Here is an 18,113-nt window from a genome sequence, read left to right as displayed (position 1 = left end):
CAAAAGGGCCCCTAAGGGCCCTTTCTCGTTTCGCTCGCGCCAATCAGGCGGAGTAGTACATTTCGTATTCGACCGGATGAGGGGTCATTTCGACACGGAGAACTTCCGCCATCTTGAGGTCGATATAGGCGTTGATGAAATCATCATCCATGACGCCACCGACCTTGAGGAAGTCGCGGTCCTTGTCGAGGTTCTCGAGAGCCTCGCGGAGCGAACCGGAAACAGTCGGGATATCCTTGAGTTCGTCCTTCGGCAGCTCGTACAGATCCTTGTCCATCGGCTCACCCGGGTGGATCTTGTTCTTGATGCCGTCGAGGCCGGCCATCAGCAGCGCGGTGTACGCCAGGTACGGGTTGGCCAGCGGATCGGGGAAACGCACTTCGACGCGCTTGGACTTCGGCGACTGGCCGAAGGGGATACGGCAGGAAGCCGAACGGTTACGGGCCGAGTAGGCCAGCAGAACCGGAGCTTCAAAGCCGGGCACCAGACGCTTGTAGGAGTTGGTGGTCGGGTTGGTGAAGGCGTTGATCGCCTTGGCATGCTTGATGACGCCGCCGATGTAGTAGAGGCAGTCCATCGACAGGCCGGCATACTGGTCGCCGGCGAACAGCGGCTTGCCGTCCTTCCAGATCGACATGTGGCAGTGCATGCCCGAGCCATTGTCGCCATAGACCGGCTTCGGCAGGAAGGTGGCGGTCTTGCCGTAGGAATTGGCGACCTGCTGGACGGCATACTTGTAGATCAGCACGTCGTCAGCCGACGCGATCATCTGCTTGTACTTGAGGCCGAGCTCGTGCTGGGCCGACGCCACTTCGTGGTGGTGCTTTTCGATGATGACGCCCATCTGGCCCATCGCCTCGAGCATCTCGCCGCGCATGTCCTGGGCGCTGTCCAGCGGCGGAACCGGGAAGTAGCCCTTCTTGAGGCCGATGTGATGGCCGTTGTTGCCATGCTCATATTCGGCGTCATTGTTGGTCGGCAGTTCGGAAGCGTCGACCTGGAAACCGACCTTGTAGGTCGACGTCGAGTACTTCACATCGTCAAAGACGAAGAATTCGGGTTCCGGGCCGAACACCACCGTGTCGCCAACACCGGACGACTTGACCAGGGCTTCGGCCTTCTTGGCGATCGAGCGCGGGTCACGGTTATAGGGCTGATAGGTGGCCGGCTCGAGAATGTCGCAGTTGATGGCGAGGGTCGAGGCCGCGAAGAACGGGTCGATATAGGCCGAGTTCGGATCGGGCATCAGCACCATGTCGGACTCATTGATGGCCTTCCAGCCAGCAATGGAGGAGCCGTCGAACATCACGCCATCTTCGAACATGTCGGCATCAACGACCGAAGCGTCCATGGTAACGTGCTGCAGCTTGCCGCGCAGGTCAGTGAAGCGCACGTCGAGATACTTGATGTTCTCGTCTTTCATGCGCTGGATAATGTCTGCTCCGGTAGTCATTAGGTTTCCCCTATTATTCAGATGCTTGAGAGAAATGGCTGTGTGGCTGGTGTGCTTGGACGGCTAGAGCGCGTCGTCGCCGAATTCGCCGGTGCGAATGCGGATCGCCTGCTCGACCGAATAGACGAAGATCTTGCCGTCGCCGATACGCCCGGTCTGGGCGGCATTGCGGATCGCTTCGATGGCTTTTTCGGCAAGCTCATCGGGGCAAACGACTTCGACTTTCACCTTGGGCAGGAAATCCACGACATATTCAGCGCCGCGATAGAGTTCCGTGTGCCCCTTCTGGCGCCCGAACCCCTTGGCTTCGGTCACGGTGATTCCTTGCAGGCCGACTTCCTGCAGAGCCTCTTTGACTTCGTCGAGCTTGAAGGGCTTTACGATAGCCTCGATTTTCTTCAACTGTGCCTCCACTGACCGACTTTGGCCGTTACCGCCAACCTGTATGCACGGGCCGTGCCATTCGTGCCAGAACGTCGATTTACTAGATAAATTAAAGACTTAGCCAATACAGCCACACCCTGTGGGCAAGCATCAAATTCAGCCCTAGCACAAGAAACGGACGGCGTGCACAAATTTTGATCATTCCCGACCGAGAAGCGGTGCGCGGGTTTGAAAAAACTGATCAATAAGACGCCATCGGCATACGGCCCCTCTAAGAGGGGGCAAGGGGACGCATCCCCTCTCCCCTCCGCCGGGCCAAATCCGCCGAAACAGAGCCGAGGGCGACAAGAGTGCTGTCAAACCGCCAAAAACCCCAAGCTAGGCTTTGACTGACCCCATCTCTTCATATAGATGCAACCCCAACCCGGCCAGAAGGGGACCCAATGCGGGTGTGGCGGAACTGGTAGACGCACTGGATTTAGGTTCCAGCGCCGCAAGGCGTGGAGGTTCGAGTCCTCTCACCCGCACCAATTTGGTCCCGGCCTTTAGAAGATCAATTTAAACGGGAATAGCCCCCCATGCAGGTTACTGAGACCCTCAACGAAGGCCTGAAGCGCAAGCTCAGCGTCACTATCCCGGCAGCCGACCTGGTGTCGCGCCTCGATGCCAAGCTGGAAGAGCTCAAGGGCCAGGCCAACATCAAGGGCTTCCGTCCCGGCAAGGTGCCTACCGCGCACCTCAAGAAGATGTATGGTCGTTCGGCAATGTCCGAAGTGATGACCGACGCGATCAACGCCACCGTCTCCGACACGCTGGACCAGCGTTCCGAGCGCGCCGCAGCTCAGCCCAAGGTTGACCTGCCCCAGGATCAGGCTCTGATCAACGACGTGCTCGACGGCAAGTCCGACCTCGCATTCGAAGTCGAATATGAAGTCCTGCCGCCTGTCACGCTGATGGACCTCAAGGGTCTCAAGCTCGACAAGCCGGTTGTTGAAGTCACCGAAGAAGAAATCGACGCTGAAGTGAACCGCGTGTTCGCTCAGAACCGCGGCTACACCGACAAGGGTGATGGCGCTGTCGTCGAGCAGGGCGATCGTCTCGGCCTCAGCTTCGTCGGCAAGATCGACGGCGTTGAGTTCGCCGGCGGCAAGTCCGACCATGCGCACCTCACCGTTGGCTCGGGCGAGTTCATCCCCGGCTTCGAAGAGCAGCTGGTCGGCCAGAAGAAAGACGAGACCCGCACCATCACCGTGACCTTCCCGGCTGATTACAACAATGCCGAGCTGGCCGGTAAGGAAGCAACCTTCGACGTCACCATCCTGCACGTCGATGGCCCGAACCAGGGCGAGCTGGACGACGAGTTCGCCAAGCGCCTCGGCCTCGAAGACGTCGCTGCCCTGCGCAAGGCCGTCAAGGACCAGATGGAATCGGCACTCACCTCGATGAGCCGCCAGCACATCAAGCGTCAGATTCTCGACGCCCTCGATGAAGGCCACAAGTTCGACGTCCCGGCGCAGCTGGTCGAAGCCGAATTCAACACCATCTGGCAGCGCGTCGAGCACGAAGTGCAGTCGCATGGCCGTTCCTTCGAAGACGAAGGCACGACCGAAGAAGCCGCCAAGGAACAGTACCAGCGCATTGCTGAGCGCCGCGTGCGTCTGGGCCTCGTTGTTGCCGAGATCGGCAACCAGAACGAAGTTCAGGTCACCGACGAAGAGCACCAGCAGGCCCTGCTCGCTGAAATCCGCCGCTTCCCCGGCCAGGAACAGCAGGTCTATGACTACTACCGTCAGAACGCCCAGGCCCTCGCAAGCCTGCGCGCTCCGGTCTTCGAGAACAAGGTTGTCGACTATGTCGCCGGCCTCTCCGAGCAGACGGAAAAGAAGATGACCCGCGAAGAGCTGGCCAAGCTCATCCAGGCTGACGAGGACGAAGTCCCCGAAGAGCACCACCACTAAGCTCTGAAGCCACCGAATCGAAAAGGCCGCCCTCTGGGCGGCCTTTTTGTTTGTCTGGTCTTGGGGATAGGATACCCCCACCCGACCTCCCCCTGATACGGGGAGGAGCCCATCGAGTTATTGGCAAACCCAGTGAGCCACTGACCCGTCCCTCCCCCTACCAGGGGGAGGCTAGGTGGGGGTAGGAGAGCCCGGATGTCTCCGCTCCCACGCCACCCCCAAAAAACAAAAAGCCCCGCCGCACCAAGTGCGTCGGGGCTCCGGAAACCGGTGACGAACCGCTTACTTGTATTCGATCGTCGCCTTGATGATCTTGTCCGGGTTTGCCACGGCGCCATTGGCCGACTGCGGACCCTTTTCGAGCGCATCGACAGCTTCCATGCCGGAAGCAACCTTGCCGAACACCGTATACTGGCCGTCGAGGAAGCTCGCGTCCGCATAGGTGATGAAGAACTGCGCGTTGAACGAGTTCGGGTTCTGCGAGCGGGCAGCGCCGACGATGCCGCGCTGGAAGCTTTCCGAATTGAACTCAGCCTCGACATCAGGAAGCTGCGAACCGCCCATGCCGGCGCGCTGCAGATCGAAATTCGGGGTGTTTTCCTTGCCGAATTCGACGTCGCCGGTCTGGGCCATGAAACCCTCGATGACGCGGTGGAAAACGACATTGTCGTATTCACCGCTCTCGGTCAGGGCCACGACGCGCTCGACATGCTTGGGCGCAATTTCGGGCAACAGTTCGATATCGACCGTACCGCTTTCGAGCGTCAGGATCAGATGCGGCTTGCCCTCCTGGGCGAAAGCCGGAGCTGCGAGGCTGACCAAAGCGGCGACAGCGAGGCCACCAAGCAGGCGGCGGGAGAGAGTAATCATCGTGGTTTCAGAGCCTTAAGGACGATTGGCGGGACGAAGGCGGAAATATCCCCGCCCATTTCTGCGATTTGGCGCACCAATGTGGCCGAGATATGCCGCACAGGTGGGCTGGAGGGAAGGAAGACGGTCTGCAGATCGGGCGCCATCTGGGCGTTCATCCCCACCATCTGCATCTCGTAATTATAGTCGGTAGTGTCGCGCAGGCCGCGAATGATGAGCTTGGCGCCGTGGTCGCGCGCCGCATTCACCATCAGGCCGGAGAAGTCGACGATCTTGAATTCTGTCTGGGTCCGCAGCCCGACGGGGCCGAGCACCTGGTCGAGAATGGCAATGCGGTCGACATGGCTGAACAGCGGGTTCTTCTTGGTCGCGCTGATTCCAACCGCCACCACCAGCGTATCGACGAGCTTGCAGGCCCGCTCGATGACATCGAGATGCCCATTGGTCAGCGGATCGAACGACCCCGGATAAAAGCCGACGAGTTTGCTCATTCTGCCCCCTTCCCTCTTGTTGTTGTTAGGGTTTTCTCACGCGCGGCGTGCGGTTGCAAGCGTAACGCCCCCGAGCACGACCAGCAGCGCGCCACCGACGAGAAACGCAGCCGGCGTGCCCCATTGGGAAGCGATGGCGCTGCCGATCAGCGGGGCCGACAGCATGGTGAGCGTGATCACAGCCTCGCCTGCAGCAAACACCCGCCCGATCCGGTCCGGCGGGACCTCAGCTTGGATAATGGTCCGATAGGGCACCAGCATGAAGGCGGTCGATCCACCCATGAACAGCAGCACGAAGAGGAACGCGGCGAGCGGGAGCATCAGTCCGGCCAAGGCCGCTGCCGCCACAGCCGCCGTCGTCAGCCCCGATATCATGGCCGCCAGTGCCATGACGAGGATTGGTCGACCGGCAGCGAAGCACCCGGCCACCAGAGCGCCGATCAAACCGCCAAGCCCCGATGCGGCGATGGAAAGCCCGAACGCCGTGGCGCCAAACCCAAAACCCTCCGCCAGCAGGGCGATCAGCGCGTCATAGAGAAAGAAGGAGAAATAGGCGAAGGCCGAAAAGATCAGCGCCACCAGCAGCCGCCGACTGCGCCGGAATTCGGCAATACCGGCCAGCGACTCGACAAAGAACCGACCGCGCTGGCCATCGCCCTCCCCCTGTTCGCGTGGCGGGATCACAAGCGTCAGCGCAATCACAACGGCGATGAGGGAGAGGCCCGCGTTAAAGAGAAACACGCCCTGCGCCGGCCAGATCACCAGCAGAAGCCCACCGATGGCCGGTCCCGCAATTTTTGAGGTCTGGTTGATTGCCTGATGCAGCCCATTGGCACGCCCCAGAAGATGTTTGGGCGTCGTCGCCTGAAGCGCCGCCTGCCGTGCCGGCGTAAACGCTGAGTCGATGGCGCCGCGCAGGAACACCAGCACCAGCAGCATCGCCGCATCCCCGGTGAACGCGAAGCCGAGCGTCGCCAGCGCCCGCCCCAGATTGCTGATCACCAGCACGGCACGGATCGAGGACCGATCCACCACCACTGCGGCCAGCGGCCCCACCATAATATAGGGCAGGCTCAGCGCCAGCGCGAAAATTGCCAGCGCGAACGGCCCATGGCCCCAGCCAAACACCAGCAGCGCCACGATGGCCGCATAGTCGAGCCAGTCCGCAAAATCCGCCGGCAGGCTGGCCAGCGCCAGCCGACGCGGCACGGGCAAACTGAGCAGCGCCCGATACCCCGGTTTCTCACGATCAGCGCTGGCAGTCATAGTGCAAGGTCCAAATCATGCATGTTTTGAAAACAACAAATTCAGCAATCTACCGGATCGAATACACCGCTTCGAACCAGAATTCCCGACCAATTATTGACCCTTCGCTAATGTTATTGCCACGTCGCAGATGCCATTCTCAACGCACCCCGCTACTTCTGGAGTGAAACTCCGGCCGGAACGGAAAACATGCGGTCATATTTCGATGCAATGCTGCGCTACTTCGATCTTTCGGGACGCAGTACGCGCCGGCAATATTGGTTGTTCTGGCTGGTCGCCACACTCCTCGCGCTCGCCGGCGCCTTTGCCGACCTCGAGTTTTTCTACACCGACATCAGAAAGGGCTACCCGGGTCCCTTCACCGCATTTCTATCGGTGGTTCATTTTCTTCCCGCCATTGCCGTAACTGTGCGCCGCCTGCACGATATCGGGCGGTCGGGCTGGTGGTATTTCGTCCAGTGCATTCCGCTCGTTGGCCAGTTGCTCATGCTGTTCTGGATGCTGGCCCCGCCCAATCAATGGGACAATGAGTTCGGCCCCAATCCACGTACGCTGGCGTCGGCCGCTCCCGCACGCCAGGCGCAACAGAGCACCATCCCGCGTCAGGTCCGCATGGGCAGCGCACCTCCCGCTCAGGCCAGAGGCGCCCAAAACCCCGACATCGAACGCTTCATCTGAAGCACATCCGCACAACGTGGCGCGGAAACGACAAGGGGCGCCGAAGCGCCCCTTGTTTCTTATTCTTCTGCCGCGCCGGTGTCGGGCGGTGCATCGTCCCCGGCCTCAGTACCGGTGTCGATGTCGTCCTCGTCGCTTTCAGGCTCGCTGATGCGCTCGACCGAAACCACCTTCTCATCCTCGGCCGTATCGAACACGATCACGCCCTGGGTGCTGCGACCCTTGATGCCGATCGGCTTGTCGCCACCAACCGGCAGGCGGATGGTCTGGCCGCCATCGCTGATCAGCATGATCTGGTCTTCTTCTTCCACCGGGAAGCTTGCGATCAGATTGCCGTTGCGCTTGTTGACCGCCATGGCGACGATGCCCTTACCGCCACGACCGGTGATCCGGTATTCGTGGCTTGAGGTGCGCTTGCCATAGCCGTTCTCGGAGATCGTCAGGATGAACTGCTCGAGAGCACCCATCTTGGCGTAGAGCTCCTGATCAAGTTCGCCAGCCTCGACGCCTGCTTCATCCGAAGCACTGTCGTCGCTGTCCACTTCACCACGCATGGCGCGGCTGCGCTTGAGATAGGCGGCGCGTTCTTCGGCCGTCGCATCCGAGTGGTTGATCACGGCCATCGAGATGACGGTGTCGTTCTCCGCCAGCTGGATGCCACGGACGCCCATCGAGTCGCGGCCCTTGAACAGGCGCACGTCGTCGACGCGGAAGCGGATTGCCTGGCCGAGCGCCGTGGTCAGCAGCACGTCATTGTTGACCGTGCAGGTCTCGACGCCGACGATCGCATCGCCCTCATCGAGCTTCATGGCGATCTTGCCGTTCTGGCGCACTTCGACGAAGTCGGCCAGCGAGTTGCGGCGAACTGTGCCGCGCGTCGTGGCGAACATGATGTCGAGATTGCCCCAGCTGGTCTCGTCCTCGGGCAGCGGCATGATCGAGGTGATCCGCTCGCCCTGCTCCAGCGGCAGGATGTTGATCAGGGCCTTGCCCTTGCCATTGGCAGGAGCCAGCGGCAGGCGCCAGACCTTGATCTTGTAGGCAATGCCGCGGCTGGTGAAGAACAGCACCGGCGTATGCGTATTGGCGACGAAGAGGCGCGAGACGAAATCCTCGTCGCGTGTCGACATGCCAGAGCGCCCCTTGCCACCGCGATTCTGGGCGCGATAGGTCGAAAGCGGCACGCGCTTGATGTAACCGGCGTGGCTCACGGTTACGACCATGTCTTCGCGGGCGATCAGGTCCTCGTCGTCGAAATCGGCGACGTGATCGGCGATTTCGGTCCGGCGCGCACGGCCGAACTGGTCACGGATCTCTTCAAGCTCTTCCCGAATGATCTGCTGCACGCGCTCACGGCTGCGCAGGATATCGAGATAGTCCTCGATCTCGGCGCCGAGGCCATTGAGTTCGTCGCCGATTTCGTCACGGCCAAGAGCCGTAAGACGAGCCAGACGCAGTTCGAGAATGGCGCGGGCCTGTTCTTCGGAGAGATTGAACGTGCCGTCGTCGTTGATCCGGTGGCGCGGGTCGTCGATCAGCTTGATCAGCGGCTCCACATCGGCTGCCGGCCAGCGGCGGGTCATCAACTGCTCGCGCGCCGTCGCCGGATCGGGCGCGGTGCGGATCAGGGCGATGACCTCATCGATATTGGCCACGGCCACGGCCAGACCAACCAGGATATGGGCGCGGTCACGGGCCTTGTTCAGCAGGAACCGGGCGCGACGCGTAACCACTTCCTCACGGAAGCTGAGGAACGCCTCGAGAATCTGCTTGAGATTCATCAGCTCCGGCTTGCCGCCGTTCAGCGCCACGAAATTGCAGCCAAACGAGCTCTGCAGCTGCGTGAAGCGGTAAAGCTGGTTCAGTACCACATCAGGCATCGCATCGCGCTTGACCTCGATGACGATGCGCATGCCTTCGCGGCTAGACTCGTCGCGCAGGTCGGCAATGCCTTCGACGCGCTTGTCGCGCACCAGCTCGGCGATCTTTTCGACCAGATGCGCCTTGTTCACCTGATACGGGATCTCGGTGATGACGATGGCTTCGCGTTCCTTGCGAACCTCTTCCACCACCGCGCGGCCACGCACGATGATCGAGCCGCGGCCCGTCTCATAAGCCTGGCGGATACCGGCACGGCCGAGGATGATCCCGCCGGTCGGGAAGTCCGGACCGGGCAAATGCTCGATCAGCTCGTCGGTGGTGATGAACGGGTTATCCAACAGCGCCAGCGAGGCGTTGATGGTTTCGCTCAGATTATGCGTCGGCACATTGGTCGCCATGCCGACAGCGATACCGCTGCCGCCGTTGACCAGCATGTTCGGGAAGCGCGCCGGCAACACCGAGGGTTCGGATTCCGAACCGTCATAGTTGGGCTTGAAATCAACCGTGTCCTTGTCGAGGTCATCGAGCAGGGAGTTGGTGATCTTCTGCATGCGCACTTCGGTGTAACGCATGGCCGCCGGCATATCGCCGTCGACCGAGCCGAAGTTGCCCTGGCCTTCCGCCAGCATCTCTCCCATGGAGAAATCCTGCGCCATACGGACCAAGGCCATATAGATCGAGGAGTCGCCGTGGGGGTGGTATTTACCGATCACGTCACCGACCACGCGGGCCGATTTACGGAATGGCTTGTTGTACTCGTATCCGTTCTCGCTCATCGAGAACAGGATGCGCCGGTGCACCGGCTTGAGGCCGTCACGCACGTCCGGAAGCGCGCGGCTCACGATCACGCTCATCGCGTAATCGAGGTAGCTGTTGCGCATTTCGTCGGTGATCTGGATCGTCGCTATGCCGGACCCTGGGGTGTCGGCAGGCAGATTATCGGTCGTATCACTCACGGGGTGATTCCGTGTTGGTTCTTGTTAACCGATAGATAGGCGATTCCGGCCAGAAAGGCCAATTTTCCGGCGTGCAAGCTGTGGAGACCCCCCTTACAGCGCCCCGCAGGAGGGCTTGACATCCTCGCCGCGGAACCGGGCGTCACTCCAGGCGATGAGATCGTCCTCCAGCGGCGTTCCCGGCCGGACCAGGCTGAGGTGATCAAGTCCTTCATAGAGCTGATAATCCAGCGCTTTCCCCTCTCCGCAGAGCCGGTCGACATATCCTGTCTGCACCTTTGCGGCGACGATCTCGTCGGCGCTCCCCTGCCCGATCATCACCGGCATGGCAAACGGCCCATTCGGCACATTTTCCGCCAGCCGATCCGCGAGCGGGCCGACGATCGGGTCCGCGTCGAAAATGCCCGAGCTGGGAAACAGCATGGCTTGGGCCAGCGAAGGCAGCGCCCGCGCATCCACCGCGCAGCGGCTCGCCATGTCCCGGGCCACCCACGACATCGGCGCGCCGATATAGTCCTGCACCCGCACGTCCGCATAAGTCCGGGAATAGGCCTCGAGGAGATAGCTGCTGACCACCTTGCCGAAGAGGCTGCCGCGCACCGTTTCGACAAGCGCCGGCATGTCTGAAGCCGGCGCCAGCGCCGCCACCCCGACAATATCGAGCTCCGGCGCATAGTCTTGCGCCATCTGCGCCACCCACAGCGCCGAATTGCCACCCTGCGAATGCCCCCAGACGACGCTGCGCGCCCCGATTTCGACCGCCTCCATCGCCTGCGCCGCCCGCAAGGAATCCATCACCGCCCGCGCCGCATCCTCCCCAACGAGATAGGCGTGTCCGCCCTTGGTGCCCAGACCGACATAGTCCGTCGCCACATAGGCCCAGCCCTCCGCCAGCAAGTCATCTACCGCAGGCACATCCGCAAAGGGCCACTCCACCGAGGGCGCACAACCCGGGGCGATCCCCTTGGTGCCGTGGGCCCAGCCGATGGCATCCAGCGGCCCCAGCGCCCCCTTGGGCGCCATCACCACCGCACTGGCCACCGCCTGCGTGTCGTCGATCCGCGTCGTCGTATAGAGAATGCGCCAGGCGTCAGCCGCCTCCGGCACGTCGCGGAAGTAGGGCTCCACCGCCAGCAACGTCCCCGGCGCCCCGGAAGCGCTCACAGAAGAATAGAACGCATCCGGCGTCGGCGGCCGAGACAGCACCCAGCCGTTCCCGATCGCCAGCACCAAACCCGCGATCCCCACCCCGACCCAAGCCACTCTCCGCATCGCTCAAAACTCCCCCGCGTCCGTGCAATATTGCAACGTCACAAAACCAAAAACCTGCGACCGCTGGACGCATCGGCCGCAAACTCGTACAGATTTCGCCAGGTTTTCGCCCCATTGCGGAGTCGGGTTTCGGTGTCTTCTGGTTCCCCGTTCAAGCGTTTTCTCGCCCGCCTCACCCATGATCGCTCCATCGGCTTCGGTCTCGAACATCTCGGCCTGACCACAGTGCGCAATCCGCGCGTCATGGCTCTGATCGTTCTGGCCTTCTCGATCTTCTGTTTTATCCAGATCCCCAAGGCCAATGTCGACGGCGATCTCCTGCGTGTCTATGCCCATTCCGGACCCTATTACGACGCCTATGCTCATCTCTCGGAGACCTTCGGCACTTTCGAGAACGACCTCTACGTGCTGGTCAATTCCGAAACCCTCGTCGAGCCCGAGACCATAGAACGCGTCCGCGATCTCGCCTTCGAGCTCGAACTCAATGAATACGCCGTCGGCACCATGTCGCCCTTCACCCTGCGAAAACCTGCGCCGGGCGGCGGCTCCGAGCCGGCCGTGCCCGAGGGCATGCTGACCCCGGACGAAGTCGCCTTCGCTCTCATCGATCTCCAGCAGAACGATCCGATGATGCGCAATCTCATCACCCCGGACCTTTCGGGCGTGGTGCTGATCATGTTCCCCAATCAGGAACTGGTGGCCGAGCGCGGCGCCAAGGCCATGATCGACAATCTGCGCGAAACCATAGCTCCCTTCCAGGCAGCCGGCCTTTCAGTCGAGATCACCGGCCCGCCGGTCTGGACCACCGAAATGCTCAACGCTGCGGTGGACGACCAGGTCAAGTTCACCGTCTACGGGTTCCTCCTCGGCTCGGCTATTGCCCTCTTTGCCCTGCGCTCCATTGCCGGCGCGCTGATCGTCGCCGCCACGCCCTTCCTCTCGGTGATGTGGGCGATGGGCATGATCCTCTTCTTCTTCGGCTCCTTCTCCTTCCTCACCATCATCGTCACCACGCTGGTGCTGGTGATCTCCTTTGCCGAGTCGATGTTCTTTACCTTCAACTGGCTCGCCTATTGGCGGGACGGCATGGAGCCGAACAAGGCCGTCGACGCCACCATAAAGCTCGTCGGCCCCGCCACGGCCCTCACCATGCTCGTCTCAATGGTCAGCTTTGCCTCGCTGTCGCTGACCCCGGGCCAGGGCGTGCGCGAATTCTCCATGGCCGGTGCCATGGGCGCGTTCCTGCTCTTTGCCTGCACCATGACCTTCCAGCCGCTGCTGCTGAAGCTCGCGCTCCGCCTCGGCTTCAAGGCTCCGCCGAAGTCGAGCCGGGTGCTGAACGCTCCCCTGCCCCTCAGCTGGTTCCTCGCCAGCCGCTTTGGCCGCCCCATCGCCATCATCGGCATCGTGCTGACAGGCCTGCTGCTAATCCCCTATTTCCTCATCCAGCCGCGCTTCTCCTTCGAGGATTTCGTGGCCAATGAATCGACCGCCCTCACCGCGGCCGAGAGCATCGACGAAGGGGTCGGCGGCGTCGCCCCGCTCTACATTCGCGTTCCCCTCATCGAGAACGATCCCAACGTCGGCGAGGTCGACTACCAGCGCATCAAGATCGTCCACGAAATCCTCGAGGCCGAGCTGGGCGAGAACAAGGTCATCTCCGCCGCCAGCATGACCAATTACACTGACGCCGGCTTCACCCGCGGCGAAGTGCTCGACGCCGTCGGTCCCTTCATGCGCCAGCGCTTTGTTACCGATGACGGCTCGCAGGCCCTCGTCACCGGCTTCATGCCCACCATCATCGAAAGTGATCTGCTGAAAGATCTCGTCCACCGGGTGGAGACCGAGCTTGTCGCCGCCGGCATTGACGATGCCGAGCTCGGCGGCTTCCGCATCCTTACCACCTTCGCCACCGATGACATCGTGCGCGGCCTGCAGATGGATCTCTCGCTCAGCGTGCTGGTCAATCTGGGGCTGATCGGCTTCGCCTTCCAGTCCTTCCGCGTCGCCCTCGCTTCAGCCATCCCGAACCTCTTCCCCATTCTGGGCACGGAGGCCTGGCTCTGGTTCTCCGGCGCTGGGCTGCAGCTCACAACCGTCATCGCGCTCACCATCGCCTTCGGCATCGCGGTGGACGACACGGTCCACTTCCTCTCGCACTACCTGCATGGACGTCGCGAGGAGAAGCGCAGCCACGAGGACGCGGTCAAGCACACGCTGCTGCGCATCGGCGGCGCCATTGTCGCCACCACGGTCATCCTCTGCGCCGGCACAGCCATCCTCGTCTGGTCCGAACTGCCGCAGGTCGCCATGTTCGGCTCGCTCTTCGTCATCACCCTGGCGCTCGCGGTCCTCGGCGATCTCTTTATCCTGCCGGCCCTGCTCATGGCGGGGGGCAAGTTCTTCCACCCATTGGGCAAGATCAATGTGCGCACCGCCGATCACGACGCCACCCCTGACGATCCCACCGGTGATACCGTCACCGGTAACGGGGATGCCATCACCGGTGACGACGGAACCGGCGGCGCCGCACCCAGTCCCGGGCGCGCCTGATGCGCCTCCAAAATTTCCACCGAATCTCGCCGTATTTGCTACAAGAAACCGCATGACAGCCGGGGGGCTCGTTGTGACATCTGGAGGCTTTGCCATGACCTTTCTCGGAACCCTGACCCGTGCTGCGGCACTGGCGGGCGTGATTGCTTCTGCTGGCTTGTCAGCAGCGCCGGCCTTTGCGGGCCCGGCCGAAGTCGCACTGCTTAAATCCTACATTGGAGATTGGCGCGGCCGCGGCACGCTGATCGGCGCCAGCAAGGAAAGCGTGGTCTGCCGCCTGTCTCTGACCCAGGGCAATCAGGACAAGGTCAATTACAACGGCCGCTGCACCCTCGCCGGCACCAATCTCTCCGTTGCCGGCACCATCGCCTATGTCGATGCGTCGCGCCGCTACGAAGCCGCCATGACCTCCAACGCAACCTTCACCGGCATCGCCGTCGGCCAGAAGCGCGGCAGCGGCCTCGTCTTCAACCTGCGCGAGCGTGAGGAAGACGAAGAAGGCAAGCCGATGAACATCTCGGCCCAAATCTCGCTCAACAGCAACGCCATCGGCGTCACCTTCGAGGTCGTCTACGTCGAATCCGGCGACAGCCTCCGCGCCGAAGTCCCCTTTTCGCGGTAGTTTTTGGCAAGTCAGCGCCCGCTGAGCTTCTCAGTGCGCTCTGCAACTCGTCAGTCGTCTTCAGCCTCTCGGCCCCTGCCACCCTCCCCCTTCGAGGGCTTAGAGGCGCCCACAGGGAAAATCGCTCCGATGGAGCGATTTTAGCCGAGAAGGCCATGAGAGCTCCGCTCGAATGGCTGGAAAAAGCTTGGGTCCAAAGGACCCAAGCAACGCTCGGGAGGGGGGCGACTTAACCCAACTCTTTAAGCCTCCAACACAAAGCCCCCACCCATGCGAGCCCTCGTTCAGCGCGTCCTTTCCGCCTCCGTCACAGTCGATGCTGAAATCACCGGACAGATCGATCAGGGCCTGCTCGTCCTCGTCTGCGCCATGCAGGGCGATACCGAAAAACAGTCCGACTGGCTCGCCGCAAAAATCTCCAAGCTGCGCATCTTCTCTGACGACGCCGGCAAGATGAACCGCTCGCTGCTCGACATTGGTGGCGCCGCGCTCGTCGTCAGCCAGTTCACCCTCGCCGCCGACACAAGGGGCAATCGCCCGGGCTTCTCTACTGCCGCCGCGCCGGACCTCGGCCGCGCCCTTTACGAGCACTTCTCCAAAACGCTGGCCGGCCTCGGCGTGCCGGTCGCCAATGGAATTTTTGCGGCCGACATGAAAGTGGCGCTGATCAACGACGGCCCCATCACCATCTGGCTCGACACCGAGCAATAGCCTTCACTCTCCCCAATTGAAAAAGGGCCGCTTTCGCGACCCTTTCCATCTCTGCCCGGCAACCCGCCGGGCCATGTCTGCACGCCGTTATTTCAGGCGTGCCGTCCAGATATCCAGCGCCTCGTCGCGACGCGGAGTCCAGTCGATCCGGTCCGAAACGCCGTAAAAATCTGGCTGGAAGTAGAGGAAGATCCACGGGGCATCGTCGTGATGGATAGCCAGCATCTCGTCGACGATCTTGCGCTCGGCAACGGGGTCGCGATCACCCAGCATGGCCCAGCGCTTTTCCCACTCTTCGTTCTTCCACATACCGGTGTTCACCGGCGCGTCCCACGAGGAGAACAGCGACATGTCGAAGATGGCGCTCCACAGCTGGCCGCCCTGGCCGATGAAGAACATCGGACCCGCGCGGTGCTCACGGGCCATCGGCGAAAACACCGACATTTCCATCAGATCATTGGTGGTCTCGACACCCACATCGCTCAGATACTGGGCCAGCGCCTGCTGCACTTGGCCGTCGTTGAGATAGCGACCCTGCGGACCCTGCATGGTCATGGTGAAGCGCACCCCGTCTTCGCCGCGCGGATAACCGGCAGCGTCGAGCATTTCCTCGGCCTTGGCCGGGTCATAAGGATAGGGCTTGACGTTGGGATTGCCCAGATTGGCGAGGCCGTTGGCGCGCTCGCACTCCGTGCCGAGCAACTGGCGGCAGATCATCGGCACGTCAACGGCCATGTTGAGGGCCTGGCGCACTTCCTTCTTCTTGAGCGCTTCGCCGGCAGTCTCGCCGTCAAAAGTGCCCGAGAAATTGAAGCCGGCGAACATGCGGCGCGTCCCGGCAACCGAAACCACCTTGGCGTGGCCGGATGCATTGACGACTTCGCTCTGATCGGGCGGAATATTTGTGGCGATATCGACATTGCCGGCCAGCAGTTCGGCCGTACGCGTGCTCGATTCCGGAATGACCTTAAAGATCACGTTCTCGAACGGAACGTCCGTCAGGGTCCACTGATCATTGCGCGTCAGCACAACGCGATCGGCACGCACCCATTCCACCAGCTTGTAGGGACCCGAGGCAACCGGCGAAACCGCCGCTTCCTCGACAGTCATCTTCTCATAGCTGTCCTTGCAGTGGATCAGGATATCCGCTGCCATGCCGGTCACGGTCGACGAGTAGCTCTTGACCTGCAGCACGGCGACATCCGGCCCCTCGGCCCGCGCACCGACGAAGCCGATCGACGAATAGGTAAAGCCCGGCACGTGGCCGATGAAGCCATTGGCCGGATCCGCCGCACGGTTGAGCGTATAGGCGACGTCTTCGGCGTCCAGCGTCTCGCCGTCTTCGCATTTCAGACCCGGGCGGATCTTGAAGCTCAGCTCGGTGCCTTCGTCGTTCCAGAAATAGCTTTCGGCAAAATTGGGGACGATCTCGCCTTCCGGCGTGACCGACAGCAGCGTGCCCCACAGCGCCATGGCGACGTTCAGCGACGACGCCTGGTTGAGCATGTCGGGCTCGAGCGATTCGACGTCTACCGACTGCGCCACGACGAGCGTGTTCTCAGATGGTTGAGCCAGCGCAGGCAGGCAGGTTGCCAGCAACAGGCCGGCTGCAAAGCTTAGTCTAGATTTCATGGGTACTCCCTCCAAGGATACAGCCGGCGCGACACCGACAGCAAACACCCAGCGACAACGGACCCCTTCTCCGTTACCCGCTGTATGATTGCATACTGTATACATTTATAAAATGGAGCATCCCGACGTCTGTCAAGGGCGTTCGAGCCCAGGAACGGCCAAGATCGAATTTTATGGCCGAGACGACCGTTTATGGCGCGGACGTTTCCGCGAGGCCGAGGCCACGAGGGCTGAACGTCGATGAGGGAGGAGAGCACAACGCTGGAGGGACGAACTCGCCGCACCACCGCTGGCCCTGTTTCTAGCGTGCAACGTTCATCCGGCCTGCGTGCCCATTGCATGGCGCGCCTTGGTCACTGGCTCCGCGACTGAAATTTGACCATGTCGCCGGGCCGCAGCCCGGCGATGCGTCACGGCACTTTATGTCCGGCAGCGCGAAACAGGCGGTACCATTCTTCGCGCGTCAGCTGGATATCAGAACCTGCAACGCAGTCGCGAACCCGCTCCGGCTTTGTCGTTCCAGGCACCACCTGGATATTGGCGGGGTGCCTGACGATCCAGGCAACGGCGATGCCCGTCGGTGTGACCTCGTATTTTCGTGCCAGTTCATCCAGCACGTCATTGAGTTCGGCAAAATTCTCCCGGTCGCCGATGAAGACGCCCTTGAAGAAACCTCGCTGGAAGGGCGACCACGCCTGCAGCGTCATGCCGGTGAGGCGCGAATAGTCGAGCAGCCCCACATCGCGGGAAATGGATTGGTCGAGCCCGCCCATATTGGCGGCAATGCCCTGGGCAATCAGGTTCGCGTGCGGAAGGCTCAGCTCCACCTGGTTGTAGACAAGCGGCTGCCGGACCGCCGTCTTCAAAACTTCGATTTGCCCGGGCGTGTGGTTCGAAACGCCGAACTGGCGCACCTTGCCTGACGCATGGAGCACCTCGAACGCTTCGGCGACCTCTTCAGGTTCGACAAGCGCATCCGGGCGGTGGAGCAAGAGGACATCGAGATAGTCCATCTTGAGCGCCGCCAGCGATCCGTCCACCGCTTCCAGAATGTGTTCCTTGGAAAAATCGAACCAACCCCGGCGAATGCCGACCTTGCTCTGGATGACAACGCGCTCGCGTTCAGCCGGAGAGAATGTCACAGCATCGCCAAAACGCTGCTCGCAGACATGGTCCTTGCCGCCGTAGATGTCAGCGTGGTCGAACACCGTGACGCCCGCCTCGATGGCAGTATCGACCAGGGTCCGGATCGCATCATCCTCCATATTGGTGATGCGCATGAGCCCCAGAACGACGCTTGAGACCGCCTGCCCTTCCGGCCCGACCTTGTAATTCCGCATACTATCCTCCTCGATAGAATCTGTGCTTGCTGTTTCGGCGCGTAAA

14 protein-coding genes and 1 tRNA gene are annotated in these 18,113 nt (G+C 61.7%); 6 read left to right on the top strand and 9 right to left on the bottom strand.

All coding sequences use genetic code 11. The features are described from left to right. Nucleotides 1-43: 43 nt before the first annotated feature. Both glnA and NYQ88_RS10430 read right to left on the bottom strand, forming a co-directional pair. Entirely contained in the window at nucleotides 44-1,453 is a 1,410-nt protein-coding gene (glnA, locus tag NYQ88_RS10435) for a type I glutamate--ammonia ligase (protein WP_275651089.1), read from the bottom strand. 63 nt (nucleotides 1,454-1,516) lie between these two features. Continuing rightward, entirely contained in the window at nucleotides 1,517-1,855 is a 339-nt protein-coding gene (locus tag NYQ88_RS10430) for a P-II family nitrogen regulator (RefSeq protein WP_275606843.1), read from the bottom strand. Between the two features lie 427 nt (nucleotides 1,856-2,282). Here NYQ88_RS10430 and NYQ88_RS10425 point away from each other — a divergent pair. Together NYQ88_RS10425 and tig are read left to right on the top strand one after the other, a co-directional pair. Continuing rightward, a tRNA-Leu gene (locus tag NYQ88_RS10425) sits at nucleotides 2,283-2,367 on the top strand. A gap of 48 nt (nucleotides 2,368-2,415) precedes the next feature. Beyond that, a complete protein-coding gene (gene tig, locus NYQ88_RS10420; protein ID WP_275651088.1) occupies nucleotides 2,416-3,795 on the top strand; it encodes a trigger factor in 1,380 nt (459 codons plus the stop codon). A gap of 282 nt (nucleotides 3,796-4,077) precedes the next feature. Here tig and NYQ88_RS10415 read toward each other — a convergent pair whose 3' ends face one another. The 3 genes from NYQ88_RS10415 to NYQ88_RS10405 are packed head-to-tail and all read right to left on the bottom strand — an operon-like array spanning nucleotide 4,078 to nucleotide 6,422. Next, nucleotides 4,078-4,665, bottom strand: a complete 588-nt coding sequence (locus NYQ88_RS10415; RefSeq protein WP_275651087.1) for a peptidylprolyl isomerase — start codon at nucleotides 4,663-4,665, stop codon at nucleotides 4,078-4,080. Continuing rightward, a complete protein-coding gene (gene coaD / locus NYQ88_RS10410) occupies nucleotides 4,662-5,156 on the bottom strand; it encodes a pantetheine-phosphate adenylyltransferase (protein ID WP_275654829.1) in 495 nt (164 codons plus the stop codon). The genes NYQ88_RS10415 and coaD overlap by 4 nt, the downstream gene beginning before the upstream one ends. 36 nt (nucleotides 5,157-5,192) lie before the next feature. Next, the gene (locus NYQ88_RS10405; RefSeq protein WP_275654828.1) at nucleotides 5,193-6,422 is read right to left on the bottom strand and encodes an MFS transporter; all 1,230 of its coding nucleotides are present in this window, start codon (nucleotides 6,420-6,422) and stop codon (nucleotides 5,193-5,195) included. Nucleotides 6,423-6,611: 189 nt separating this feature from the next. On the opposite strand from NYQ88_RS10405, the gene NYQ88_RS10400 reads away from it, so the two are divergent. Continuing rightward, nucleotides 6,612-7,100, top strand: a complete 489-nt coding sequence (locus NYQ88_RS10400; protein WP_275654827.1) for a DUF805 domain-containing protein — start codon at nucleotides 6,612-6,614, stop codon at nucleotides 7,098-7,100. A 59-nt stretch (nucleotides 7,101-7,159) separates the two neighbouring features. Here the strand turns inward: NYQ88_RS10400 and gyrA are convergent, their stop codons facing one another. Together gyrA and NYQ88_RS10390 are read right to left on the bottom strand one after the other, a co-directional pair. Beyond that, nucleotides 7,160-9,916: a DNA gyrase subunit A gene (gene gyrA / locus NYQ88_RS10395; RefSeq protein WP_275654900.1), complete on the bottom strand. Its 2,757-nt coding sequence runs from the start codon at nucleotides 9,914-9,916 to the stop codon at nucleotides 7,160-7,162. 114 nt (nucleotides 9,917-10,030) lie between these two features. Beyond that, a complete protein-coding gene (locus tag NYQ88_RS10390) occupies nucleotides 10,031-11,209 on the bottom strand; it encodes a lipase family protein (protein ID WP_275654826.1) in 1,179 nt (392 codons plus the stop codon). A gap of 132 nt (nucleotides 11,210-11,341) precedes the next feature. Here NYQ88_RS10390 and NYQ88_RS10385 point away from each other — a divergent pair, with 132 nt between their 5' ends. From NYQ88_RS10385 to dtd, 3 genes are all read left to right on the top strand, one after another. Continuing rightward, nucleotides 11,342-13,762: an MMPL family transporter gene (locus NYQ88_RS10385; protein ID WP_275654825.1), complete on the top strand. Its 2,421-nt coding sequence runs from the start codon at nucleotides 11,342-11,344 to the stop codon at nucleotides 13,760-13,762. Nucleotides 13,763-13,856: 94 nt separating this feature from the next. Next, nucleotides 13,857-14,384 carry a hypothetical protein gene (locus NYQ88_RS10380; RefSeq protein WP_275654824.1) on the top strand — a complete coding sequence of 176 codons (528 nt, stop codon included), beginning with the start codon at nucleotides 13,857-13,859 and terminating at the stop codon, nucleotides 14,382-14,384. A 270-nt stretch (nucleotides 14,385-14,654) separates the two neighbouring features. Then, nucleotides 14,655-15,095 carry a D-aminoacyl-tRNA deacylase gene (gene dtd / locus NYQ88_RS10375; RefSeq protein ID WP_275654823.1) on the top strand — a complete coding sequence of 147 codons (441 nt, stop codon included), beginning with the start codon at nucleotides 14,655-14,657 and terminating at the stop codon, nucleotides 15,093-15,095. 87 nt (nucleotides 15,096-15,182) lie between these two features. Here the strand turns inward: dtd and NYQ88_RS10370 are convergent, their stop codons facing one another. Beyond that, entirely contained in the window at nucleotides 15,183-16,727 is a 1,545-nt protein-coding gene (locus tag NYQ88_RS10370; RefSeq protein ID WP_275654822.1) for an ABC transporter substrate-binding protein, read from the bottom strand. A gap of 410 nt (nucleotides 16,728-17,137) precedes the next feature. Next, nucleotides 17,138-18,067: an aldo/keto reductase gene (locus NYQ88_RS10365; protein WP_275654821.1), complete on the bottom strand. Its 930-nt coding sequence runs from the start codon at nucleotides 18,065-18,067 to the stop codon at nucleotides 17,138-17,140. Nucleotides 18,068-18,113 lie beyond the last annotated feature (46 nt).

The organism is Devosia sp. SD17-2, from assembly GCF_029201565.1.
Lineage (GTDB): Bacteria > Pseudomonadota > Alphaproteobacteria > Rhizobiales > Devosiaceae > Devosia.
The sequence above is the reverse complement of the archived record's forward strand: the minus strand, read 5'-3'. Positions and strand labels throughout refer to the sequence as shown.

What these genes read in the sequence shown, in the direction of transcription:
- glnA (WP_275651089.1), bottom strand. Translation starts at nt 1,453, where the DNA reads ATGACTACCGGAGCAGACATTATCCAGCGCATGAAAGACGAGAACATC.
- tig (WP_275651088.1), top strand. Translation starts at nt 2,416, where the DNA reads ATGCAGGTTACTGAGACCCTCAACGAAGGCCTGAAGCGCAAGCTCAGC.
- NYQ88_RS10415 (WP_275651087.1), bottom strand. Translation starts at nt 4,665, where the DNA reads ATGATTACTCTCTCCCGCCGCCTGCTTGGTGGCCTCGCTGTCGCCGCT.
- coaD (WP_275654829.1), bottom strand. Translation starts at nt 5,156, where the DNA reads ATGAGCAAACTCGTCGGCTTTTATCCGGGGTCGTTCGATCCGCTGACC.
- NYQ88_RS10405 (WP_275654828.1), bottom strand. Translation starts at nt 6,422, where the DNA reads ATGACTGCCAGCGCTGATCGTGAGAAACCGGGGTATCGGGCGCTGCTC.
- NYQ88_RS10400 (WP_275654827.1), top strand. Translation starts at nt 6,612, where the DNA reads ATGCGGTCATATTTCGATGCAATGCTGCGCTACTTCGATCTTTCGGGA.
- NYQ88_RS10390 (WP_275654826.1), bottom strand. Translation starts at nt 11,209, where the DNA reads ATGCGGAGAGTGGCTTGGGTCGGGGTGGGGATCGCGGGTTTGGTGCTG.
- NYQ88_RS10380 (WP_275654824.1), top strand. Translation starts at nt 13,857, where the DNA reads ATGACCTTTCTCGGAACCCTGACCCGTGCTGCGGCACTGGCGGGCGTG.
- dtd (WP_275654823.1), top strand. Translation starts at nt 14,655, where the DNA reads ATGCGAGCCCTCGTTCAGCGCGTCCTTTCCGCCTCCGTCACAGTCGAT.
- NYQ88_RS10370 (WP_275654822.1), bottom strand. Translation starts at nt 16,727, where the DNA reads ATGAAATCTAGACTAAGCTTTGCAGCCGGCCTGTTGCTGGCAACCTGC.
- NYQ88_RS10365 (WP_275654821.1), bottom strand. Translation starts at nt 18,067, where the DNA reads ATGCGGAATTACAAGGTCGGGCCGGAAGGGCAGGCGGTCTCAAGCGTC.